This is a genomic window from Rhodococcus sp. 14-2496-1d (assembly GCF_002259365.1).
Lineage (GTDB): Bacteria > Actinomycetota > Actinomycetes > Mycobacteriales > Mycobacteriaceae > Rhodococcoides.
The window spans coordinates 71,843-87,267 of record NZ_NPFV01000028.1 but is presented as its reverse complement, the minus strand read 5'-3'; the positions used below and the strand labels follow the sequence as shown (position 1 = coordinate 87,267).

The following is a 15,425-nucleotide window of genomic DNA, read 5'->3' as shown; positions in this document are numbered from 1 at the left end:
TCGCTGACCTGGCCGGTGTTCGAATCCGACGAGCCATCCCATACTCTGAGTGCGTGAAGCTGCTACGCCGTGGAAACTCTGACAATTCGGACGGAAACGACTCGAACGAATCCGAGTCGACGACGGCCGGGAGCGACGCGACCTCTTCGGTGTCTCTCGGTAAGGGCCGACCGACCCCCAAGCGTCGTGACGCCGAGGCGCGGCGTCGTGGACCGGTTGCTCCTGCTCCGCTGACGAGCAAAGAGGCACGCGAGCGCCGCAAGGCGAACAAGGGCAGCAAGGAAGACCGCAAGGCCGCCTCCAACGAGCGACGCGCCGCCGCAGCCGAGCGTCGCGCACGCATGCTCGCGGGCGACGACAAGTACCTGCTCCCCCGCGACAAGGGTCCGGTCCGCGCATACGTGCGCGACATCGTCGACGCGCGGCGCAACCTCGTCGGACTGTTCATGCCGCTCGCGTTGATCTTGATCTTCGCGTTGTTCCTGCAGCCTCAGGTGCAGCAGTACGTCACCCTCGGCATGTTCGTGATGATGCTCTTCATGGTCGGTGAGGGCATCTACCTCGGCAAGATGATCAACAACAAGATCCGGGTGCAGTTCCCCGAGACCACCGACGGTGGTTTCAAGATCGGGTGGTACGCATTCGTCCGCGCGTCCCAGATCCGCAAGATGCGCGCCCCCAAGCCGCGAGTCAGCGCCGGCGAGGCCGTCTGACGTCGGTGGGCGTACCGACTCGAACTCTCGTGCTCGGTGGGGCCAGATCCGGCAAGTCCGGGCACGCCGAATCGCTTGCCGTTCTCGAGCCGGTTCGCTACCTCGCCACCGGTAGGCGGGACGCCACCGACGAGGACTGGCAACGCCGTATCGACCTTCATCGCGCGTCGAGACCCAATCACTGGTCCACCGTCGAAACCGTCACGTCACTGGCCGGTGTCATCGCGCAGCCGTGGGACGGCACCACCGTCGTCGACGACCTCGGAACGTGGCTGACGGGAATGCTCGACGACGCGCAGGCCTGGGAGCTCCCCCGCGGCACCGTCGCACCGGCAGTCGACGACCTGGTCGGGGCGATCGCGCGATGCGCGTCGCCTCTCGTACTCGTCAGCCCCGAGGTCGGCCTCTCCGTGGTGCCCGAATCCCGTTCCGGTCGCCTCTTCCGAGACGAGCTGGGCTTGCTCAATTCTCGGCTCGCGACAGTGTGTGACAGGGTTCTGCTGGTCGTTGCGGGACTCGCGCTGACCCTCAAGGAACCTCCGGCGGACTTCACAACCGCGAAAGGCACAGTGTGACAATTCTTTCGGAAGAGGATTCGGCGACGCCGTTTCGTCCGGTGACGGCTCCGTCGGACTCGGCTCGATCGGCTGCGGCGGACCGGCAACGGGAATTGACCAAGCCCGCCGGCAGCCTCGGTCGCCTCGAGACGCTCGGTGAGTGGATCGCGGCCTGCCAGGACGCCTGCCCGCCGCGGTCTCTCGAACGAGTGCGTGTCGTCGTCTTCGCCGGCGATCACGGCGTCGCTGCGCACGGGGTCTCCGCCTACCCTCCCGAAGTCACGGCCCAGATGGTCGAGAACATCCGCGCCGGCGGTGCCGCGGTGAACGTGCTCGCCGATATCGCCGGTGCGGCGGTTCGGGTCGTCGACATCGCAGTCGACGCCGATACCGATTCTTCCGTGTCCGCGTTCAAGATTCGACGGTCCAGCGGATCCATCGACCGCGAGGACGCGCTGACCGAGGACGAGGTTCGGGCCGCCGTCGCTGCCGGAGCCGCCATCGCCGACGAGGAAGTCGACGCCGGCGCGGATCTTCTCATCGCAGGCGACATGGGCATCGGAAACACCACTCCTGCAACGGTTTTGATCGCCACCCTGACCGACACCGAACCGGTTGCCGCTGTCGGCCGCGGCACCGGAATCGACGATGCGGGGTGGATCAGGAAGACCGCGGCGATCCGGGATGCGATGCGTAGGGCTCGTCCGGTCGCGAAGAACCCCACCGACCTGCTCCGGGTCGCGGGCGGTGCCGACATCGCGGCTCTCGCCGGCTTTCTCGCCCAGGCTGCGCATCGGCGAACCCCGGTGATTCTGGACGGCCTCGTGGTGACCGCGGCCGCTCTGGTGGCCGAGGATGCAGCGGCCGGAGCGCGCAACTGGTGGGTTGCCGGACATCGTTCGGCCGAGCCTGCCCATTCGCTTGCGTTGCGGCACTTGCGTCTCGAACCGCTCGTGGAGCTCGAGATGCGTCTCGGCGAGGGCTCGGGTGCGCTGGCGGCGTTGTCTCTGGTTCGTGCGGGTGTCGGCACTCTGAATTCGATGGCGACCTTCGCCGACGCCGGGGTCAGCACCGGCGACAGCGAAGCTCACAGCAGTACCGAAAATCCCTGACCGTGAGCAGGCGCGCCGATGGAGTGTTGCTCGCGTTCTCCTGGCTGACGGTACTGCCCGTGCGCGGCCCGGAGGACGTCGACAGACACTCCGCGGGACGCGCGATCGCGTTCGCGCCGCTCGTCGGCCTCGCCCTCGGTGGCATCTCCGCCGCGCTGCTGTGGGTGTCGATCGCGGCCGGACTGTCACCACTGCTCGGCGGACTGATCGCCGTCGGCGCCTCGGCATTGCTCACCCGGGGTATGCATCTCGACGGCTTGGCCGACACCGCAGACGGACTCGGCTGCTACGGGCCTCCCGAGCGCGCGCGAGAAGTCATGAAATCCGGCAGTGCAGGCCCGTTCGGTGTGGCAGCACTTGTTCTGGTGTTGGGGATACAGGCCGCAAGCCTGGGCCAGCTCGCGCAGTTGCACATGTGGTGGGCCATCGTGTGCGTCTCGGTGATCGCACGGGTGTCGGCAGTGGTCGCGTGCCGCCGAGGGATCGACGCGGCGACACCGAGCGGCTTCGGCGCGCTGGTGGCAGGCACTCAGTCGACCGCGGTGGTGGCGTTGTGGACAGGCGTGGCAACGGCCATGTTCACGTACATTTTGCCCGACCGACCGTGGCAGGGAGCGCTGGTGGTGATCGCCGCACTCGCCGTCGCGGTGATTCTCACTCGTCACTGCGTCCGACGCTTCGGCGGGCTCTCCGGCGACGTGCTCGGAGCCGGAATCGAGACCACCACCGCACTGGCCGCGGTCGGCCTGCTCCTGGGGAGCTAGCGGAGCGTGGTCATCCAGCCGTGAGTATCGGCGAACGTTCCGCGCTGAATGCCGGTGAGCGTGTCACGTAGTGCGAGAGTGATCTCGCCGGGCTCACCGCCTGCGATCTCGAACGTGCCCTCGGTGGACTTGACGCTGCCCACCGGTGTGATGACGGCTGCTGTGCCGCAGGCGAACACCTCGGTGATCTCGCCGGAGTCGGCACCCTTGCGCCACTCCTCGGTGGAGATCCGCCGCTCTTCGACGGGGATGCCTGCGTCGGTCGCCAGGGCCAGCAGCGAGTCGCGGGTGATGCCGGGCAGAAGCGATCCGGACAGCGACGGGGTCACCAGGCGTGCATCGGAGCCCGAGCCGAAGACGAAGAACAGGTTCATACCGCCCATTTCCTCGACGTAGCGGCGCTCGGTGGCGTCGAGCCAGACCACCTGATCGCATCCCTCGTCGCTGGCCTGTGCTTGCGCCAGAAGCGATGCGGCGTAGTTGCCGGCGAATTTCGCCGCACCGGTCCCGCCCGGCGCCGCCCGGACGTATTCGGTGGACAGCCAGACGCTCACCGGCTTGACGCCTCGAGGGAAGTACGCGCCGGCGGGCGAGGCGATCAACATGTAGCGGTACGAGTCGGCGGGGCGCACGCCCAGCCCGGCCTCGGTGGAGAACATGTACGGCCGGACGTACAGCGCGTCTTCGCCGCCTGCTGCGGGGACCCACTCGTGGTCGAATTCGAGAAGCTTCTCGATCGATCCGATGAACAGCTCGTCCGGCAACTCCGGCATCGCCAGGCGGCGGGCGGACGAGCGGAAGCGCTCGGCGTTGGAGTGCACCCGGAAGGTCGAGAGGTCGCCGTTCGGCTGACGGTAGATCTTGAGTCCCTCGAAGATGGCCTGGCCGTAGTGCAGCACCATCGCGGCCGGGTCGAGCTCGATCGGTCCGTAGGGCGCGATCGTCGCATCGTGCCATCCGCCGTCACGGGTGTAGTCGATGTACACCATGTGGTCGGTGAAGTGCTTTCCGAAACCGGGTGCAGCGAGCACCGCGTCGCGCTCCACCGGAGTGGCGGGAGAAGGATGCTGCACGTACGCGAACTCGGAAACACCTGTCATGCCGGAGATACTATCGTCAAGGTCGCTGCGCTCTCGCGCGGTCACCTGGTCTTCGCTGCGACGAACGGCGGCGCGACCACTTCGCAGCGCAACGCTCGCCCACGAACGTCGACCTCGACCTCCGTGCCCACCTCCGGAGCGGCTTGCGCGTCGAGCAGGGCGAGGGCGATTCCGATCTTCAGCGACGGCGAGAACGTTCCGGAGGTCGTCGTCCCGATGTCCTGCCCCGACACACGCACGGTGAGACCGGGGCGCAGAACACCGCGGTCGAGGGCCTTCAGTCCGCGCAGTACGCGCGCCGGCCCGCTCGCCTTCTCGGCGGACAGTGCTTCCTTGCCCCAGAACGCATCCTTCTTCCACCCGATCGCCCAGCCGCAGCGCGCCTCGAGCGGCGAGATGTCCAGTGCCAGTTCGTGTCCGTGCAGCGGGTACCCCATCTCGGTGCGCAACGTATCGCGTGCGCCGAGCCCGCACACCTGCCCTCCGCGCGATCGCACTGCAGCAACGAGTGCCCGAAAGAGAGGTTCCACATCTCCGGCGGGGGGAACGAGCTCGTAGCCGTGTTCGCCGGTGTATCCGGTCCGGCAGACCCGCACCGCCACCGAATTCCAGGTGGCGTCCTCGAACGCCATGTAGTCCATGTCGGTCGGCAGGCCCAGCTCCTGCAGGACCTCGCTCGATTTCGGTCCCTGCACGGCCAGCACTCCGAAGTCTCGGTGCTGGTTCACCACCGACACGCCTTCGGGTGCCTGCTCGGCCATCGCCGCGACGACGGCCGCAGTGTTGGCTGCGTTCGGCACCAGAAAGACGTTCTCGTCCGAGACGTAGTACGCGATCAGGTCGTCGACGACACCGCCGGATTCGGTGCAGCACAACGTGTACTGCGCCTTGCCCGGTTCGATTCGGTCCAGATCGTTGGTGAGCACGGAGTTCACGAACGCGGCGGCTCCGGGCCCGGTCACCGACGCCTTGCCGAGATGCCCCACATCGAACAGGCCGACGGCTTCTCGCACCGCCGTGTGCTCGACGACGACTCCGGCGTACGACACCGGCATCGTCCAGCCGCCGAAAGGTGCGAACGTCGCGCCCAATTCGGTGTGCACGGCGTGAAGTGGTCCCTCGATCAGCTCGGTGTCGGTCATGGCGGTCACGCTAGCTCACATCGCGGCCGTAGCGGGCCCGGCAGACCGACTGCGTCCCTCGACGCGTCGTCACTAGGATCGAGGTACGTACACGTCAACCCCTACAGGAGCAGCCACGTGCCTTCACCCTCGACGCCTTCCCGCACTCTCGGACCCGACCTGGTCCTCGCGGGCAAGCTCGGCAAGAAAGTCGACGTTCTCGTAGTCGCGCTGAGCACCAGTGACGACGGCCTCGAACTCGCCATCACCGACGACATTTCCGACGACGCCGTCGCCGCTGCGCTACTCGACGCCTTCGAATCCGTCGGTGCCACCGGAAAGGCCGACGAGCTGGTGCGCATTCCGGCGCCGTCCGGCCTGTCGGTGGACAGCGTGCTGGCGGTCGGCCTCGGCAGCGCCGCCGACATCGACAGCGAGCGGATCCGGCAGTCGGCCGGTACCGCGGCACGCTCGCTCAAGGGGGTCGACACTGCAGCGACCACGTTGTCGGCGCTCGATCTCGGTGCCGCCGCGGAAGGGTTCTTTCTCGGCGCGTATCAGTTCACCGAGTTCAAATCGGCACTCTCGGCACCGAAGTCCGACGCGCTCCCACTCGCGCGCGTCGAGTTGCTCGTTCCCGACACCCGCTCCAAGGACGCCAAGAACGAGCTGGCACGATCGCTCGCCATCGCCGAATCCGTCGCCGTGGCACGCGATTTCGTCAACACCCCGCCGAGCCACCTCTACCCCGAGGAGTTCGCCGCGCAGGCCAAGGCCCTCGGCACGGCAGCGGGCCTGAAGGTCGAGATCATGGACGACAAGGCACTGGAGAAGGACGGCTACGGCGGCATTCACGGCGTCGGCAAGGGTTCTTCGCGCCTGCCGCGGCTGGTTCGCCTGACGCACTCGGGTGGGAAGCGAGGCGCGAAGAAGGTCGCCCTGGTGGGCAAGGGAATCACGTTCGACACCGGCGGAATCTCCATCAAACCCGCTGCGGGCATGGAGAACATGACCTCCGACATGGGCGGTGCCGCTGCGGTCATCGCGACGGTGATCCTGGCCGCGAAGGTCGATCTGCCACTGGACGTCATCGCGACGGTGCCGATGGCCGAGAACATGCCGTCGGGCACTGCGCAGCGTCCGGGCGATGTACTGACCCAGTACGGCGGCATCACCGTCGAGGTCATCAACACCGACGCCGAAGGCCGACTGGTACTCGCCGACGCGATCGTGCGGGCCTGCGAGGACGATCCGGATTACCTCATCGACACCGCGACACTGACCGGAGCTCAGGTGGTCGCGCTCGGCAATCGAACGCCGGGAGTCATGGGCACCGAGGACTTCCGTGACCGCGTCGCGGAGATCTCCCAAGCCATCGGCGAAAACGCATGGGCGATGCCGTTGCCGAAGGAGATTCGACGCGAACTCGATTCCAAGGTGGCCGATCTGGCGAACGTCACCAACGGCCGGGCCGGTGGAATGCTCGCTGCCGCTCTGTTCTTGAAAGAATTCGTCGCCGACGGCGTCGAATGGGCTCACATCGACGTCGCGGGCCCGGCGTACAACACCGGTGGCCCCTTCGGGTACACCGGCAAGGGCGGCACCGGCGTTCCCGTACGGACGATGTTCGCGGTCCTGGAGGACATCGTCGAGAACGGCTGATCACGAGAGTCCGTGCGTGCGGATTCGGCGTCCGCACGCACGGGCCAGGTCAGAGATCGCGTTGCTGCTGTTCGCGCTTCCTGATGACCTTCTGGCGGGCGTCGTGATCGCGCATGCGCTGGGGGTAGCCGGTCTTGCGCACGTCGTACACCGGGATCTTCAGGTCGGATCCGATCTTTCGTACATATTTTTCATCGAGCGGCCGACGGGTCCATTCGCCGTCGTTCGCGACCAGTACGACGGTCAGCGGGGTCACGGTCGTCTTCGGCTCGACGTAGGCCTCGACACCGATTCGCGCGTCGGTCCAATCGGCCAGGTACTGGGCAACCGACCCTTCCGGAGCCCGTTTCGCGCCCCCACCGCTTCGCTTGAGTCGATCGAACAATCCCACGAGAACATCCTTTTCGTACGGCCGATGGGTCACCGGTTCTGGTACCGGAATTTTGTTACCCGCCAGTTTGCCAGGCGTGTTGCACGCCCTAGGGGAACGGCGAGGCGATAACAATGGAAGGATGACATTAGAGGGTTCAGCTCTCTTGATAGTGAACCAAGGCTCGTGAAGTGAGTAAGTGAATTGCCGAGAGGGAGTGTCTACGTGGGCGCTGTGTCGAGCCGAGCACGCTCGATCGGTGCCGTGTGCACCGGCGCCCCCGTCGAACCGAATCACGCAACTCTCGTCCATGAACCCTGTTCCGCCAGCACAATGGTCTGCGACCACGAGTCGTCGAACTACATCACCCGCACACAACTGTCGAGGAGTCAACAGACATGGCCTTCTCCGTCCAGATGCCAGCTCTTGGTGAGAGCGTCACCGAGGGAACTGTCACGAGGTGGCTCAAACAAGAAGGCGACACCGTCGAAGTCGACGAGCCATTGCTCGAAGTCTCCACGGACAAGGTCGATACCGAGATCCCGTCGCCTGCAGCCGGTGTTCTGACCAAGATCGTCGCTCAGGAAGACGACACCGTCGAGATCGGTGGCGAGCTCGCCCAGATCGGTGACGCAGGCGAGGCCCCCTCGTCCGACGCACCGGCCGAGGACTCCGCGCCCGCCGAGGAATCTGCGCCCGAGGAAGCTGCCGAGGAGCCCACTCCCGCTGCCGAACCAGAGCCGCAGGCCGAGGAGGAGGCACCCGCAGCGAGTGCATCGTCCGACTCGTCCGGATCCGGCACGCCGGTGATGATGCCCGAGCTGGGCGAGTCCGTCACCGAAGGCGCCGTGACTCGATGGCTCAAGGCCGTCGGTGACGAGGTTGCTGTCGACGAGCCGCTGCTCGAGGTCTCCACGGACAAGGTCGACACCGAGATCCCGTCTCCGGTCGCCGGAACTCTGCTCGAGATCTCCGCAGAGGAAGACGACACGGTCGCCGTCGGTGGCCAGCTCGCCGTCATCGGTTCGGGATCGCCCGCCGAGAAGGCCCCCGAGCCCGAGGCCACCCCGGAGCTCGAGGCCCCGAAGGCCGAGGAGCCGAAGAAGGAAGAGCCGAAGAAGGAGGCTCCCAAGCAGGAAGCCCCGAAGGCCGAGCCGAAGCCTGAGCCCAAGCAGGAAGCGCCCAAGGCTGCTCCCGCCAAGGAGTCGGCACCGTCGGGTGATTCCAGCCCGTACGTCACTCCCCTGGTGCGCAAGCTGGCGTCGGACAACGACGTCGATCTGTCGACCGTGAAGGGCACCGGTGTCGGTGGCCGCATCCGCAAGCAGGACGTGCTCGCCGCAGCCGAGGCCAAGAAGGCTCCGGCAGCTCCGGCCGCCGCTGCTGCGCCCGCCGCCGAATCGAAGCCCGCTGCCCCGGCGACCGCTGGTGTTCGCCCCGAGCTCGCGCATCTTCGCGGAACCACGCAGAAGATCAACCGGATTCGTCAGATCACCGCGAAGAAGACGCGTGAGTCCCTGCAGACTTCCGCACAGCTGACGCAGACCTTCGAGGTCGACGTGACGAAGATCGCCGGTCTACGTACCAAGGCGAAGGCGAAGTTCGCCGAGAACGAGGGCGTCAACCTGACGTACCTGCCGTTCTTCGCCAAGGCCGTCGTCGAGGCTCTCAAGGCGCACCCCAACGTCAACGCGAGCATCAACGAGGACGCCAAGGAGATCACCTACCACGCCGACGTCCACCTCGGTATCGCCGTGGACACCGAGCAGGGTCTGCTCTCCCCCGTCATCCACAATGCGGGCGACCTGTCGCTCGCCGGACTGGCTCGGGCGATCAACGACATCGCCACTCGTGCACGCTCGGGTGGACTCAAGCCCGACGAGCTGTCCGGTGGAACGTTCACCATCACCAACATCGGCAGCCAGGGCGCGTTGTTCGACACCCCGATCCTGGTTCCGCCACAGGCGGCCATGCTGGGCACCGGAGCGATCGTCAAGCGTCCGGTCGTCGTCAAGGACGACTCGGGCAACGAGTCGATCGGTGTTCGCTCGATGTGCTACCTGCCGTTGACGTACGACCACCGTCTGGTGGACGGGGCCGATGCGGGTCGCTTCCTCACGACGATCAAGCAGCGTCTCGAAGTTGCGTCGTTCGAGGCCGATCTCGGCCTGTAGGCAACCGGCGAATCGCGCCGCTCACGTATTCTGGTGAGAGCGCGAAACATTCGCATCGGAGTCTCGAAAAGAGGGGCACGAACCGTGCATCCGGGGCATCATTCGTTCGCGAATGATGCCCCGTTTGCGTCAAGGAGGCTTTCGTTCACATGCGCGTAGTCATTGCAGGTTCATCAGGATTGATCGGCACCGCTCTCGTCGCAGCACTGCGGGGTCGTAGCCACGACGTCACCCGGCTCGTTCGACGCACGCCTGCCGGACCGGACGAGTCCCAGTGGGATCCGTCGCGCGGGAGCATCGACGCGGCCACGCTCGACGGTGCCGACGCCATCGTCAACCTCTGCGGCGTCGGTATCGGCGACAAGAGATGGTCCGGTGCATACAAGCAGTTGGTACGAGACAGTCGCATCGCCCCGACCGAGGTACTCGCTGCGGCTGCGGCCGACGCCGGGGTCCCCACCTTGATCAATGCCAGCGGCGTCAACTTCTACGGCGACACCGGCGACCGGGTGGTCGACGAGAGCGCACCGGTCGGTGAGGGATTTCTGGCCGAGGTCTGTCGCGACTGGGAGAACGCAACGTCGAAGGCGTCGGAGGCCGGTGTCCGAACCATCCTTCTGCGCAGCGGTGTGGTGCTGTCGCAGCGCGGCGGCATGCTGGGCAAGCTTCGACCGCTGTACCTGTTCGCCCTCGGCGGGCGGTTGGGCAGCGGCCGTCAGTATTTCCCGTGGATTTCGTTGGAGGACGAGATCGGGGCCATCGTGCACGGCATCGAGAACGACGCACTCCGGGGACCGGTCAACATGGTCGGCCCCACTCCGGTGACCAACGCCCAGTTCAACAGTGCGATGTCGCGAGCGGTACATCGACCGGCCCCATGGGTTGTGCCCGGCTTCGCGTTGAAGGCCGTGATCGGAGAGTTCGCCGAGGAGGCGATCCTGACCGGGCCGAGGGCGATCCCGAAGGCATTGGAGGACGCCGGGTACGCCTTCGAGCACAACACGATCGGGGAGGCACTGCGGGTAGCTGTCGGAAAGTGACTCGGCGTACCGTTTCGATTCATGAGTGACGCGAACTCTCCCACGGTCCAGGTTCCGGTATCGGCGCGCGCGAGCACCGAGCCGGTCGTGGTGCGCGAGTTGGGCACCGTCGAGTACACCGAGGCCTGGGCACTGCAGCGCGAACTGGCCGGTGCCCGGGCAGACGACATCGGGTCCGACACCCTGTTGTTGCTCGAACATCCGTCGGTGTACACCGCGGGTCGACGCACGTCCGAGGAGGACATGCCGCGAGACGGTACGCCCGTCGTCGAGGTGGACCGTGGCGGCAAGATCACCTGGCACGGCCCCGGTCAATTGGTGGGCTATCCCATCGTCAAACTGGCGCAGCCCATCGACGTCGTCAGATACGTACGTCGCATCGAGGAGGCGCTGATCTCCGTGGTGTCTGCCTACGGTATTTCCTGCGGCCGCGTGGACGGTAGATCCGGGGTATGGCTCGCCGCCGAGACCCGCGACGGAACGTGGCTGCCCGAACGCAAGATCGCTGCGATCGGGGTCCGCGTGCAACGCGGGGTCACCCTGCACGGCTTCTCACTGAACTGCAACGCGACCATGACCGGTTTCGACGCGATCGTGCCGTGTGGCATCGCCGATGCCGGTGTGACGTCACTGTCGCTGGAGCTCGGCCGAGAGGTCGGCACAGGCGAGGTCATCGCTGCGGTCACCGAGGCCGTCCTTGCCGCGCTGGACGGATCGTTGTCCGTACAGGATCACGAGATCGAGCATCCGTCGCCGAACGGCGCGTCTGTCAACCCGCAGTTCACCACGGTTCGCTTCGGCGCGTAGCATCGTTTCTGTGACTGTGGCCCCAGAAGGACGCAAGCTGCTCCGCCTCGAGATCCGAAACGCGGAGACCCCCATCGAACGCAAACCCAACTGGATCAAGACCAAAGCCAAGATGGGCCCGGAATACACCGAGCTCAAAGGTCTTGTGAAGCGTGAAGGTCTGCACACGGTGTGCGAGGAAGCCGGCTGCCCCAATATCTACGAATGCTGGGAGGATCGCGAAGCGACCTTCCTCATCGGCGGTGAGCAATGCACCCGCCGGTGCGATTTCTGTCAGATCGACACCGGCAAGCCGGAGGATCTCGATCGTGACGAGCCCCGCCGGGTCGCCGAGAGCGTGCAGGCCATGGGTCTGCGCTACTCCACGATCACCGGCGTGGCTCGGGACGATCTCGAGGACGGCGGCGCGTGGCTGTACGCCGAAACGGTTCGATACATCAAGAAGCTCAATCCGAACACCGGCGTCGAACTTCTGATCCCGGATTTCAACGCCAAGCCCGATCAGTTGGCCGAGGTGTTCTCGTCACGTCCCGAGGTGCTGGCCCACAACGTCGAGACGGTGCCGCGCATCTTCAAGCGCATCCGTCCCGCGTTCCGATACCAGCGGTCGATGGACGTCATCACCGCGGCCCGCGACGATGGTCTTGTCACCAAGTCCAACCTGATCCTCGGCATGGGTGAGACGCCCGAAGAGGTGCAGGAAGCCATTCGCGACCTGCACGAGGCCGGTTGCGACATCCTGACCATCACCCAGTACCTGCGCCCGTCGCCGCGCCACCATCCGGTCGAGCGTTGGGTCAAGCCGGAGGAGTTCGTCGAGCACTCCGATTACGCAACCGAAATCGGTTTCGCGGGTGTGCTGGCCGGGCCCTTGGTCCGCTCCTCCTACCGCGCCGGACGCCTCTACGCGCAGGCCATGGCTCATCACGGCCGTGAACTTCCCGAGAGCATGAGTCACCTGACCGACGGTGGCGAAGCCTCTCAGGAGGCCAGTTCGCTGATGGCGCGTCTGGCGGCTCGCTGATCCTTTCTGCCAACCCGGCGCGGTGCACGTGAGCGTCGGCACAGCACGTATCCTGTGAGGTATGGCGAACGGCAGTAAGGCTGGCAAAGCAGCAAAGCCCAGCAAGGAAGCAAAGGCGGCTGCGAAAGCGGCGCGCAAGCAGGCATCGAGGGAACGGCGCAAGCAGCTCTGGCAGGCGTTTCAGATGCAGCGCAAGGACGACAAGGCACTCCTTCCGCTGATGATCGGGTCGGTGGTCGGGCTCGGACTCCTCGGGTTCCTCATCGGCCTGGCCTTCGGTTTCCAGTGGTTCCTGCTCCCCATCGGACTGCTCCTGGGCGTCCTGGTTGCGTTCATCATCTTCGGTCGCCGTGTGCAGAAGTCGGTGTACAAGAAGGCAGACGGGCAGGCAGGCGCGGCTGCATGGGCGCTGGACAACCTGCAGGGGTCGTGGCGGGTGACCAATGCGATCGCCGGAACCACCCACCTCGACGCCGTGCATCGTGTCATCGGCAAGCCCGGTGTCATTCTCGTTGCCGAGGGTGCACCGCATCGCGTGAAGTCACTGTTGGCTCAGGAGAAGAAGAAGACCGCCCGCCTGGTGGGCGACACTCCGATCTACGACATCATCGTCGGAAACGAAGAGAACCAGATTCCGCTCTCGGGTCTGCAGAAGTACCTGTCGAAGTTGCCGAAGAACATCGACGGCAAGCGCATGGACACCATCGAGTCGCGACTCTCGGCTCTGGGCACCAAGGGTGGACCTGCCATGCCGAAGGGACCCATTCCCGGCGGAGCCAAGATGAAGGGCGTTCAGCGGACCATGAAGCGCCGCTGACAACTCACGACCGCTCGAACAGCCCTGGTGCGCAGACCCTCAGCGGGTTCGCAGCAGGGCTGTTCCCGTTGCACGATCATGCATTCCCCGGCCGTCCATGTCGGTGACGACGGCCGGCACCACGAACAGCAGGATGAGCTGCCGAACGAGCGCGCGCACGAAGCCGACCCGCGCGGGTGCGTCGATGCGTGCCACCTGGATACCGGCGATGAATTGCCCCGGGGTGAACGAGAACAGCGAGACGCTCACCAGTCCGACGCCGAACCACACGGCCAGCACGATCGTCGAGATCAGTCCGCTCGTGGTGTATCCACCGAGAACGAGCGATGCCACGCCGGTGGCCATCGTCCAATCGAGCACCAACGCGAGAACCCGGCGTCCGGTACCTGCCAACGCGCCGACACCCTGCTGCGGTAGGCCCAGCTCCTCCCCGCGGAAGTTCTGGGGTTCACGTGGGTTCGCGGAGGCCGGTCCGGACAACCAGGACCCTGTCATTCGTGCCATGATTTCCAGGATAGGCGCGGTCGGGCACACGGGAAAACACCTGGACGTACTGTTGTCCGTGCCAGTCGTGAGCCAGGACGCGTAACACGGGCGAAACACGAGCTTGACGGGCGGGCAACACCAAGTCCATACCGTCAGGTTGACGGACTCAACAAAGGAGCAAAAGCGTGGCGTTTTCCACGGCCCAAGAGGTCATCAAGTTCATCGCAGATGAAGGAATCGAATACGTCGACATCCGGTTCACGGATTTGCCGGGTGCACAGCAGCACTTCTCGATCGCCGCCAAGGCGTTCACGGCAGACACGCTCGAGGACGGCCTCGCGTTCGACGGTTCGTCGGTCCGCGGCTTCCAGTCGATCCACGAGTCCGACATGATTCTGCTTCCGGACTACGCCACCGCTCAGGTCGATCCCTTCCGCAATGCCAAGACGCTGAACATCGACTTCTTCGTTCACGATCCGTTCACGCGTGAGGCCTACAGCCGCGACCCGCGCAACGTTGCCCGTAAGGCCGAGGAGTACCTGGCCAGCACCGGCATCGCAGACACCGCGTACTTCGGTGCCGAGGCAGAGTTCTACATCTTCGATTCCGTGCGCTTCGATTCGCAGGCGAACGGTGCGTTCTACGAGGTCGATTCGTCCTCGGGTTGGTGGAACACCGGAGCCGAGACCGAGGCCGACGGCAGCCCGAACCTCGGGTACAAGGTGCGTTTCAAGGGTGGCTACTTCCCCGTCGCTCCGTACGACCACTACGTCGACCTGCGCGACCAGATCTCCACCAACCTGCAGAACGCCGGCTTCGAGCTCGAGCGTGCGCACCACGAGGTGGGCACCGGCGGCCAGCAGGAGATCAACTACAAGTTCAACACGCTGCTTCGTGCGGCAGACGACCTGCAGCTGTTCAAGTACATCGTCAAGAACACCGCATGGCAGAACGGCAAGTCGGCAACGTTCATGCCGAAGCCGCTCTTCGGCGACAACGGCTCGGGTATGCACGTGCACCAGTCGCTGTGGAAGGACGGCAAGCCTCTCTTCCACGACGAGGCCGGATACGCCGGACTGTCGGATCTCGCGCGCCACTACATCGGCGGCATCCTGCACCACGCACCGTCACTGTTGGCGTTCACCAACCCGACGATCAACTCGTACCACCGTCTGGTGCCGGGCTACGAAGCCCCCATCAACTTGGTCTACAGCCAGCGCAACCGCTCCGCCGCGGTTCGTATCCCGATCACCGGCAACAACCCGAAGGCCAAGCGCCTCGAGTTCCGTGCGCCGGACTCCTCGGGTAACCCGTACCTGAACTTCGCCGCTCAGATGATGGCCGGTCTGGACGGAATCAAGAACAAGATCGAGCCGATGGCACCGGTCGACAAGGATCTCTACGAGTTGCCCCCCGAGGAAGCCAAGAACATTCCTCAGGCACCGACCTCGCTGAACGCGGTCATCGACCGCCTCGAGGCCGATCACGACTACCTCACCGAGGGTGGCGTGTTCACGACCGACCTGATCGAGACCTGGATCTCGCTCAAGCGTGAGCAGGAAATCGCTCCGGTGAACCTGCGTCCGCACCCGTACGAGTTCTCGCTGTACTACGACGTGTGATCGTCTGATTTCTCATCGACAACGCCCGGCCGAATCTTTTCGGCCGGGCGTTTCGC

15 protein-coding genes are annotated in these 15,425 nt (G+C 65.4%); 11 read left to right on the top strand and 4 right to left on the bottom strand.

Going from position 1 to position 15,425, the window contains the following annotated elements:
* Positions 1 to 53: 53 nt before the first annotated feature.
* Genes CH296_RS20560 through CH296_RS20545 form a run of 4 tightly spaced genes read left to right on the top strand, consistent with a single transcriptional unit; the run spans position 54 to position 3,146 of the window.
* On the top strand, positions 54 to 713 hold the full coding sequence (locus CH296_RS20560; RefSeq protein WP_094685654.1) for a DUF3043 domain-containing protein: 660 nt from the start codon (positions 54 to 56) through the stop codon (positions 711 to 713).
* Positions 714 to 718: 5 nt separating this feature from the next.
* The gene (cobU, locus tag CH296_RS20555; protein ID WP_094657651.1) at positions 719 to 1,288 is read left to right on the top strand and encodes a bifunctional adenosylcobinamide kinase/adenosylcobinamide-phosphate guanylyltransferase; all 570 of its coding nucleotides are present in this window, start codon (positions 719 to 721) and stop codon (positions 1,286 to 1,288) included.
* 2 nt (positions 1,289 to 1,290) lie between these two features.
* Complete coding sequence (cobT, locus tag CH296_RS20550) at positions 1,291 to 2,382, top strand: nicotinate-nucleotide--dimethylbenzimidazole phosphoribosyltransferase (RefSeq protein ID WP_373557293.1); 1,092 nt, start codon at positions 1,291 to 1,293, stop codon at positions 2,380 to 2,382.
* Positions 2,383 to 2,384: 2 nt separating this feature from the next.
* Positions 2,385 to 3,146 (top strand): adenosylcobinamide-GDP ribazoletransferase, encoded by a 762-nt coding sequence (locus CH296_RS20545; RefSeq protein WP_094631660.1) that lies wholly within the window; start codon positions 2,385 to 2,387, stop codon positions 3,144 to 3,146.
* Here the strand turns inward: CH296_RS20545 and CH296_RS20540 are convergent.
* Positions 3,143 to 4,246 carry a branched-chain amino acid aminotransferase gene (locus tag CH296_RS20540; protein ID WP_032394421.1) on the bottom strand — a complete coding sequence of 368 codons (1,104 nt, stop codon included), beginning with the start codon at positions 4,244 to 4,246 and terminating at the stop codon, positions 3,143 to 3,145. The two genes, CH296_RS20545 and CH296_RS20540, sit on opposite strands and share 4 nt — an antisense overlap.
* A gap of 41 nt (positions 4,247 to 4,287) precedes the next feature.
* Positions 4,288 to 5,388, bottom strand: a complete 1,101-nt coding sequence (gcvT, locus tag CH296_RS20535) for a glycine cleavage system aminomethyltransferase GcvT (protein ID WP_094685652.1) — start codon at positions 5,386 to 5,388, stop codon at positions 4,288 to 4,290.
* Positions 5,389 to 5,505: 117 nt separating this feature from the next.
* Between gcvT and CH296_RS20530 the strand changes: the two genes are divergently transcribed.
* Positions 5,506 to 7,029, top strand: coding sequence for a leucyl aminopeptidase (locus CH296_RS20530; protein WP_094657654.1), 1,524 nt, complete (start codon positions 5,506 to 5,508; stop codon positions 7,027 to 7,029).
* A gap of 49 nt (positions 7,030 to 7,078) precedes the next feature.
* Here the strand turns inward: CH296_RS20530 and CH296_RS20525 are convergent, their stop codons facing one another.
* On the bottom strand, positions 7,079 to 7,420 hold the full coding sequence (locus CH296_RS20525) for a hypothetical protein (RefSeq protein ID WP_032394423.1): 342 nt from the start codon (positions 7,418 to 7,420) through the stop codon (positions 7,079 to 7,081).
* Between the two features lie 377 nt (positions 7,421 to 7,797).
* Between CH296_RS20525 and sucB the strand changes: the two genes are divergently transcribed.
* From sucB to CH296_RS20500, 5 genes are all read left to right on the top strand, one after another.
* Positions 7,798 to 9,573 carry a 2-oxoglutarate dehydrogenase, E2 component, dihydrolipoamide succinyltransferase gene (gene sucB, locus CH296_RS20520; RefSeq protein WP_094685651.1) on the top strand — a complete coding sequence of 592 codons (1,776 nt, stop codon included), beginning with the start codon at positions 7,798 to 7,800 and terminating at the stop codon, positions 9,571 to 9,573.
* Positions 9,574 to 9,722: 149 nt separating this feature from the next.
* A complete protein-coding gene (locus tag CH296_RS20515; RefSeq protein ID WP_032394425.1) occupies positions 9,723 to 10,613 on the top strand; it encodes a TIGR01777 family oxidoreductase in 891 nt (296 codons plus the stop codon).
* Positions 10,614 to 10,634: 21 nt separating this feature from the next.
* Positions 10,635 to 11,420, top strand: coding sequence for a lipoyl(octanoyl) transferase LipB (gene lipB, locus CH296_RS20510; protein WP_094685650.1), 786 nt, complete (start codon positions 10,635 to 10,637; stop codon positions 11,418 to 11,420).
* Between the two features lie 10 nt (positions 11,421 to 11,430).
* Entirely contained in the window at positions 11,431 to 12,444 is a 1,014-nt protein-coding gene (gene lipA, locus CH296_RS20505; protein WP_176459221.1) for a lipoyl synthase, read from the top strand.
* A gap of 61 nt (positions 12,445 to 12,505) precedes the next feature.
* The gene (locus tag CH296_RS20500; RefSeq protein WP_032394428.1) at positions 12,506 to 13,261 is read left to right on the top strand and encodes a DUF4191 domain-containing protein; all 756 of its coding nucleotides are present in this window, start codon (positions 12,506 to 12,508) and stop codon (positions 13,259 to 13,261) included.
* A 39-nt stretch (positions 13,262 to 13,300) separates the two neighbouring features.
* Here the strand turns inward: CH296_RS20500 and CH296_RS20495 are convergent, their stop codons facing one another.
* Positions 13,301 to 13,765: an RDD family protein gene (locus CH296_RS20495; protein WP_032394429.1), complete on the bottom strand. Its 465-nt coding sequence runs from the start codon at positions 13,763 to 13,765 to the stop codon at positions 13,301 to 13,303.
* Between the two features lie 167 nt (positions 13,766 to 13,932).
* Here CH296_RS20495 and glnA point away from each other — a divergent pair, with 167 nt between their 5' ends.
* Positions 13,933 to 15,369: a type I glutamate--ammonia ligase gene (glnA, locus tag CH296_RS20490; RefSeq protein WP_032368128.1), complete on the top strand. Its 1,437-nt coding sequence runs from the start codon at positions 13,933 to 13,935 to the stop codon at positions 15,367 to 15,369.
* Positions 15,370 to 15,425 lie beyond the last annotated feature (56 nt).